Origin of the sequence: Clostridium sp., from assembly GCF_051654825.1 — a bacterium.
Classification (GTDB): Bacteria; Bacillota; Clostridia; order Clostridiales; family Clostridiaceae; genus Clostridium.
In genome coordinates, this window is the sequence record NZ_JBOFYU010000041.1 from 39,915 (window position 1) to 46,440 (window position 6,526).

Annotated in this window: 4 protein-coding genes, 4 tRNA genes and 1 other annotated feature; all 8 genes read left to right on the forward strand. The window is 30.5% G+C overall.

The window, feature by feature from the left end; genetic code table 11:
* Positions 1 to 77: 77 nt before the first annotated feature.
* Entirely contained in the window at positions 78 to 560 is a 483-nt protein-coding gene (gene greA, locus ACRDBA_RS02645; protein WP_438571389.1) for a transcription elongation factor GreA, read from the forward strand.
* 14 nt (positions 561 to 574) lie between these two features.
* Positions 575 to 2,077 carry a lysine--tRNA ligase gene (gene lysS, locus ACRDBA_RS02650; protein WP_438571390.1) on the forward strand — a complete coding sequence of 501 codons (1,503 nt, stop codon included), beginning with the start codon at positions 575 to 577 and terminating at the stop codon, positions 2,075 to 2,077.
* 169 nt (positions 2,078 to 2,246) lie between these two features.
* Positions 2,247 to 2,321 (forward strand) — tRNA-Asn (locus ACRDBA_RS02655).
* 34 nt (positions 2,322 to 2,355) lie between these two features.
* Positions 2,356 to 2,430, forward strand: a tRNA-Asn gene (locus ACRDBA_RS02660).
* 33 nt (positions 2,431 to 2,463) lie between these two features.
* Positions 2,464 to 2,538: transfer RNA gene (locus ACRDBA_RS02665), tRNA-Asn, on the forward strand.
* A 33-nt stretch (positions 2,539 to 2,571) separates the two neighbouring features.
* Positions 2,572 to 2,646, forward strand: a tRNA-Asn gene (locus ACRDBA_RS02670).
* Between the two features lie 122 nt (positions 2,647 to 2,768).
* Positions 2,769 to 2,935, forward strand: a binding site (T-box leader).
* A gap of 49 nt (positions 2,936 to 2,984) precedes the next feature.
* Complete coding sequence (locus tag ACRDBA_RS02675) at positions 2,985 to 4,376, forward strand: glycine--tRNA ligase (protein ID WP_438571391.1); 1,392 nt, start codon at positions 2,985 to 2,987, stop codon at positions 4,374 to 4,376.
* Positions 4,377 to 4,594: 218 nt separating this feature from the next.
* Positions 4,595 to 5,974, forward strand: coding sequence for a UDP-N-acetylmuramoyl-L-alanine--D-glutamate ligase (murD, locus tag ACRDBA_RS02680; protein ID WP_438571392.1), 1,380 nt, complete (start codon positions 4,595 to 4,597; stop codon positions 5,972 to 5,974).
* Positions 5,975 to 6,526: the final 552 nt, after the last annotated feature.

Below are 6,526 nucleotides of genomic sequence, written 5' to 3' on the forward strand. Positions count from 1 at the left end.
ATTTTAAATGTTTGAAGAATATCAGACCTAGTGTTAGGTATTAAAATAAGTAGTAATATTTTGAAGGGGAGAAAAATATGAGCGAAGTAAAGAAATTTTTAATGACTTATGAAGGCGTTAAAAAACTAGAAGATGAGTTAGAATTTTTAAAAACAGTTAAAAGAAAAGAAATAACTGAAAAGATAAAAGTAGCTTTAGGATACGGAGATTTAAGTGAGAACTCAGAATATGATGAAGCTAAAAATGAACAAGCGTTTACAGAAGGAAGAATCCTTCAATTAGAAAATATGCTAAAAAACGCTGTTGTTGTTGATGAATCAGAAATTCCAACAGATAAGGTATCAGTAGGATCAATTGTAAAAGTTAAGGATTATGATTTTGACGAAGAAGTTGAGTATTCAATAGTAGGTTCAGCAGAAGCAGACCCTATGAACTTTAAGATATCAAACGAATCACCAGTAGGAAGTGCTTTAATGAGTAAAAAAGTTGGTGAAATAGTTGAAGTTTCAGTTCCAAATGGAACAAGTAAATTTGAAATACTAGGAATTAGAAGAGATTAACGGAGGGATATTTAATGTCAACTGAGGAAATGAATATACAAGAGTTAGAATCTCAGTTTAGTGAACAAGAAGCATTAAGAAGAGAAAAACTAGCTGATTTACAAGCCCAAGGTAAGGATCCATTTGATGTTTATAAAGTAGAAAAATCACACACATCAGAAGAAGTGAAAAATGATTTTGAAGCTTTAGAAGGATCAAAAGTAACTGTAGCAGGAAGAATTATGTCTAAGAGAGGTCAAGGTAAGGTTGTTTTCTCTGACATACAAGATAGAGATGGAAAGATACAATTATTCATAAAAATAGATGAAGTTGGAGAAGAAGCTATTAAATCATATAAAACTTATGATTTAGGAGATATAGTTGCAGCAACTGGTGAAGTATTTAAAACTAGAACAGGAGAAGTTTCTGTTAAAGTAAGTTCTTTTGAATTAGTATGTAAATCATTAAAGCCATTACCAGAAAAATGGCATGGATTAAAAGATCCAGATTTAAGATACAGACAAAGAGAAGTAGATATAATAACTAACCCAGAAGTAAAAGATACATTTATAAAAAGAGTAAATATAATAAAAGCAATTAGAGAATTCTTAGACAATAGAGGATATTTAGAAGTTGAAACGCCAATCCTTTCACCAATAGCAGGAGGAGCATCAGCTAGACCATTTATAACTCACCATAACACTATGGGAATGGATATGTATTTAAGAATAGCTACAGAGTTATACTTAAAGAGATGTATCGTTGCAGGATTTGAAAAAGTATACGATATGGGTAAAAACTTTAGAAATGAAGGAATCTCAGTAAGACATAACCCAGAATTCACTATGATAGAATTATATGAAGCTTATGCTGATTACAATGACATGATGGAAATAATGGAAAACATGGTTGCATATGCTTGTGAAAAAGTAAATGGAACAACTAAAGTTATGTATCAAGGAACTGAAATAGATTTTACTCCACCATGGAGAAGAATAACTATGGTAGATGCTGTTAAAGAGCATGCTGGAATTGACTTCAATGAAATAAAAACAGATGAAGAAGCTCAAGCAATAGCGAAAGAAAAGCACTTAGAGTTTAAAAAAGACCTTAAGTACGTAACTAAAGGTGAAGTTTTAAACATGTTATACGAAGAATTTGCTGAACAACATATGATACAACCGACGTTCATCTGTGATTATCCAGTTGAGATTTCTCCTTTAACAAAGAAGAAGAGAGGAAATGAGCAATTTACAGAAAGATTCGAAGGATTTGTATTTGGTAGAGAAGTATGTAATGCATATTCAGAGTTAAATGATCCTATAGTTCAAAGAGATAGATTTGAACAACAAGCAAAAGAAAGAGATTTAGGTGATGATGAAGCTTACCTAATCGATGAAGAATTTATGAGTGCGTTAGAAACAGGAATGCCACCTACAGGTGGATTAGGAATAGGAATCGATAGAATGGTAATGTTCTTAACAGATTCAGCATCAATTAGAGATGTTATAATGTTCCCAACTATGAAACCACTTTAATATTTAAAAAAGAGCAAGAACAAGTTTCTTGCTCTTTTTATTTTAAATAATGTGATTAAAGAGATAAGTTAATGGAGAAAATTAAAAAATTACATATTTTTTGAAGAAAATTTAAAAAAGGTATTGCAAAATTAGATAAAATTGATATAATTACTAATGTAGTAAATATTCCGCGATAGCTCAATGGTGGAGCACTCGGCTGTTAACCGATAGGTTGGAGGTTCGAATCCTCTTCGCGGAGCCATTTAATTTTAAATTAAATTGTTACAATAAAATATTCCGCGATAGCTCAATGGTGGAGCACTCGGCTGTTAACCGATAGGTTGGAGGTTCGAATCCTCTTCGCGGAGCCATTTAATTTTAAATTATTTGTTACAATAAAATATTCCGCGATAGCTCAATGGTGGAGCACTCGGCTGTTAACCGATAGGTTGGAGGTTCGAATCCTCTTCGCGGAGCCATTTTAATTTAATATTTGTTACAGTTTAAAATATTCCGCGATAGCTCAACGGTGGAGCACTCGGCTGTTAACCGATAGGTTGGAGGTTCGAATCCTCTTCGCGGAGCCATTTTAAAAAAGCTTTTATAAAAACAGATGATTCTGTTATTATAAAAGCTTTTTTATAGTTAAAATAAAGAGCGCATATACTTGACATATAAGACACATTTGGTAAAATTAATATATAATTTAATATACATATTGATAAAGAAGAGTAGTTTTAAAATCAATTTTAGAGAGGTAATGTATGGTGGAAATTACTATTGGTTTGAAATGAAGGGAACTTTGGAGTGTAAGTTTATAAAGTTGGGCTAAAGCCAAGAAGGGTGGAACCGCGGAATAGTTATTTCGTCCCTTTAGGTTTTTAGGCTTTTTTTTATTATATTTTAAAATTTGGAGGTAAGAAATATGGCAGTTGAAAAGACTATGGAAAAAATAGTTTCTCTATGTAAAAGCAGAGGATTTGTATTCCCAGGATCAGATATTTATGGTGGATTAGCAAACTCATGGGATTACGGTCCATTAGGAGTAGAATTCAAAAACAATGTTAAAAAAGCATGGTGGAAAAAATTTGTTCAAGAAAGTCCTTATAACGTAGGAGTTGATTGTGCAATATTAATGAATCCGCAAGTGTGGGTTGCATCAGGTCACGTTGGTGGATTCTCAGATCCATTAATGGATTGTAAAGAATGTAGATCAAGATTTAGAGCAGATAAATTAGTTGAAGATCATATGACTGAGCAAGGAGCAGAAGTTGCTACTGCTGATGGATGGACAAATGAACAATTAAAAGACTATATAGTAAGCAATAATATAGTATGTCCTAAGTGTGGAAAGTTAAATTACACTGATATCAGAAAGTTCAACTTAATGTTTAAAACATTCCAAGGTATTACTGAAGATTCAGCAAGTGAAATATACTTAAGACCAGAAACGGCACAAGGTATATTTGTAAACTTTAAATCAGTACAAAGATCATCAAGAAAGAAAGTTCCATTTGGTATAGCTCAAATAGGTAAGTCATTCAGAAATGAAATAACACCAGGAAACTTTACTTTTAGAACAAGAGAATTTGAACAAATGGAGTTAGAATTCTTCTGTAAGCCAGGAACTGATTTAGAATGGTTTGGATATTGGAAGGATTACTGTTGGAACTTCCTATTAAACTTAGGTGTTCAAACAGAAAACTTAAGAATGAGAGATCATGGTGAAGAAGAATTATCATTCTATTCAAATGCAACTTCAGATATAGAATACTTATTCCCGTTTGGTTGGGGAGAACTTTGGGGAATAGCAGATAGAACTGACTATGACTTAAAGAAACACCAAGAACATTCAGGTCAAGATATGAACTACTTAGATCCTACTACTAATGAAAAATATGTACCTTATGTTATAGAACCATCATTAGGAGCAGATAGAGTTGCATTAGCATTCTTAGTAGATGCATATGATGAAGAAGAACTAGAGGGTGGAGATGTAAGAACAGTAATGCATTTACATCCAGCTTTAGCACCGTATAAAGCTGCTATATTACCTCTTTCAAAGAAATTATCTGAAAAAGCTTTAGAAGTTTATGAAGATTTAAGTAAGAAGTTTAATATAGAATATGATGATGCAGGAAGTATTGGTAAGAGATATAGAAGACAAGATGAAATTGGTACACCTTACTGTATAACAATAGATTTTGATACGCTAGAAGACAACTGTGTAACTATAAGAAATAGAGACACTATGCAACAAGAAAGAGTTAAAATAGAAGAACTACAAGCTATAATAGAGAAGAGCTTAGAATTTTAATAATTGCCCCTAGGATTATTCCTAGGGGTGTTTTTATAAACATGTTAATAAATATTGTGGATATATAGATTACTAAAAAATATATCTGTGGATAAGATATTTATTATATATGTTATTTTTGTTTTTAAATAATTAAAGTGTTATAATTAGAAAGAATTGGGACAGACTTTTAAATAGCTAATATAATATTTAATATATAGTTTTGTGGAGGAAAGTAAATGAAAAAAGATTTTGTGGAATTTAAGAAATTTATAAATAAAAAAAATGTAGCCGTTGTTGGTATAGGTGTTAGTAATATTCCTCTAATAAATTTTTTAGTGAAATTAGGGGCTCAAATAACTGCATTTGACAAAAAGTGTGAAGAAGAATTAGGTGCAGTAGCAATAGATTTTAAAAATAAAGGTGTAAAATTAGAACTAGGAGAAGGTTATTTAAATAACTTAACAGGATTTGATGTAGTGTTTAAAACTCCATCAATGAGAATAGATTGTGATGCATTAGTCAAGGTAAAAGAGGAAGGTGCATATATTACTTCAGAAATGGAGGAGTTTGTTAGATATTGCAAGGGGAAGGTATTTGGAGTTACAGGTAGTGACGGCAAGACTACAACAACGAGTATTATTGCAAAGCTATTAGAAAGGGAAGGGTATAAAACCTGGGTAGGAGGAAATATAGGAACACCTTTATTTGCTCAAATAGAAGAAATAGAAAAAGAACATATGGTAGTTTTAGAGTTATCTAGTTTTCAGTTAATGACAATGGATTCAAATATTGATGTAGCAATAGTTACTAATTTAGCTCCAAATCATTTAGATATGCATAAGGATATGGAAGAGTATATAGATTCAAAGAAGAATATATTCTTATTCCAAGATAAGGATAGTATTCTTATTATAAATAAGGATAATGAAATTACTAATAGCTTTGCAAAAGAAGCAAAGGGAATAGTAAAAGAATTTAGCTCTAAAAGTATAATAGAAGATGGGGCATATTATAAAGATGAAAAGCTTTATTTAGAAGGAAAAGAAGTATGTAAAAAAGATGACATAGTAATTAAGGGGATTCATAATGTTGAAAATTACTTAGCTGCATTTATGGCAACGAAAAATGATGTATCAATTAAAACCATGAAAGAAGTTGCAGAAAGTTTTTGTGGAGTAGAGCACAGATGTGAGTTAATTAAAGAAGTTGAAGGGGTTAAGTATTATAATGATTCAATAGCATCTAGTCCTACACGTACTTTGGCTGGTTTATTTGCTTTTGATACTAAGGTAATATTAATTGCAGGTGGCTATGACAAGCAAATACCTTTTGAGCCGTTAGCTAATGAAGGATATCCTTATATAAAGCATTTAATACTTTTAGGTGCAACAAAGAATTTGATAAAGAATTCCTTTGTTAATTTAAAAATAGAAAAGGGAATAGATATACCAGTTACAATGGTTAAAGATTTAGAGGAAGCTGTAAGTGTTGCTAAAAGTATTTCGGAATCTGGAGATATAGTTACATTATCACCAGCGTGTGCATCATTTGATATGTTCCCTAACTTTGCTGTTAGAGGTAATAAATTTAAGGAAATAATAAATAAGTTAAAATAGGAAGTTAGGTCTTGGTAATAATAAGAAGTATTATCAAGGCCTAATTTTATTATAGGGGAATGGAGTAATGTTTAAGGGTTATATATTAAGATTAGTAATTTTTATTGTAAATTAGATTTTTGCTGAAATTAAATTAAGAATATTAATGAGAAAAATTAAAGTAAATATGTTGATTATTGGAGAAAATATGAATAAGTTATGTGTTTTAATAGTTAACTTATCCTGGTGTATCAATATATATAAATAGAAGAAAAAAAGAGAAAATAAGAGTAATATATGTATAAAACTATTTATATGTAGTATGTAAATATAATTGAATATAATAAACATGATATTATAAATGACGTCGCAGGGAACAAATGCGACAAGGAAAATCTGTAAAACATTGATTAAATATTTGAAGAGAAAAACGAAAAAATATTTTAAAAAATATGTTGACAGATAAAAAGATAAATGTTATTATAAATAAGCAGTCGAGAGGTTGCGAAATGAGATTAGATCTTTGAAAATTGAACAGAATAAAAGTTAAGTAATAACCAGCAATTCTTTTGA

Bases quoted from the DNA above. Each gene is read 5' to 3' on its own strand.
- ACRDBA_RS02675 (WP_438571391.1), top strand. From the start codon at position 2,985: ATGGCAGTTGAAAAGACTATGGAAAAAATAGTTTCTCTATGTAAAAGC.
- lysS (WP_438571390.1), top strand. From the start codon at position 575: ATGTCAACTGAGGAAATGAATATACAAGAGTTAGAATCTCAGTTTAGT.
- greA (WP_438571389.1), top strand. From the start codon at position 78: ATGAGCGAAGTAAAGAAATTTTTAATGACTTATGAAGGCGTTAAAAAA.
- murD (WP_438571392.1), top strand. From the start codon at position 4,595: ATGAAAAAAGATTTTGTGGAATTTAAGAAATTTATAAATAAAAAAAAT.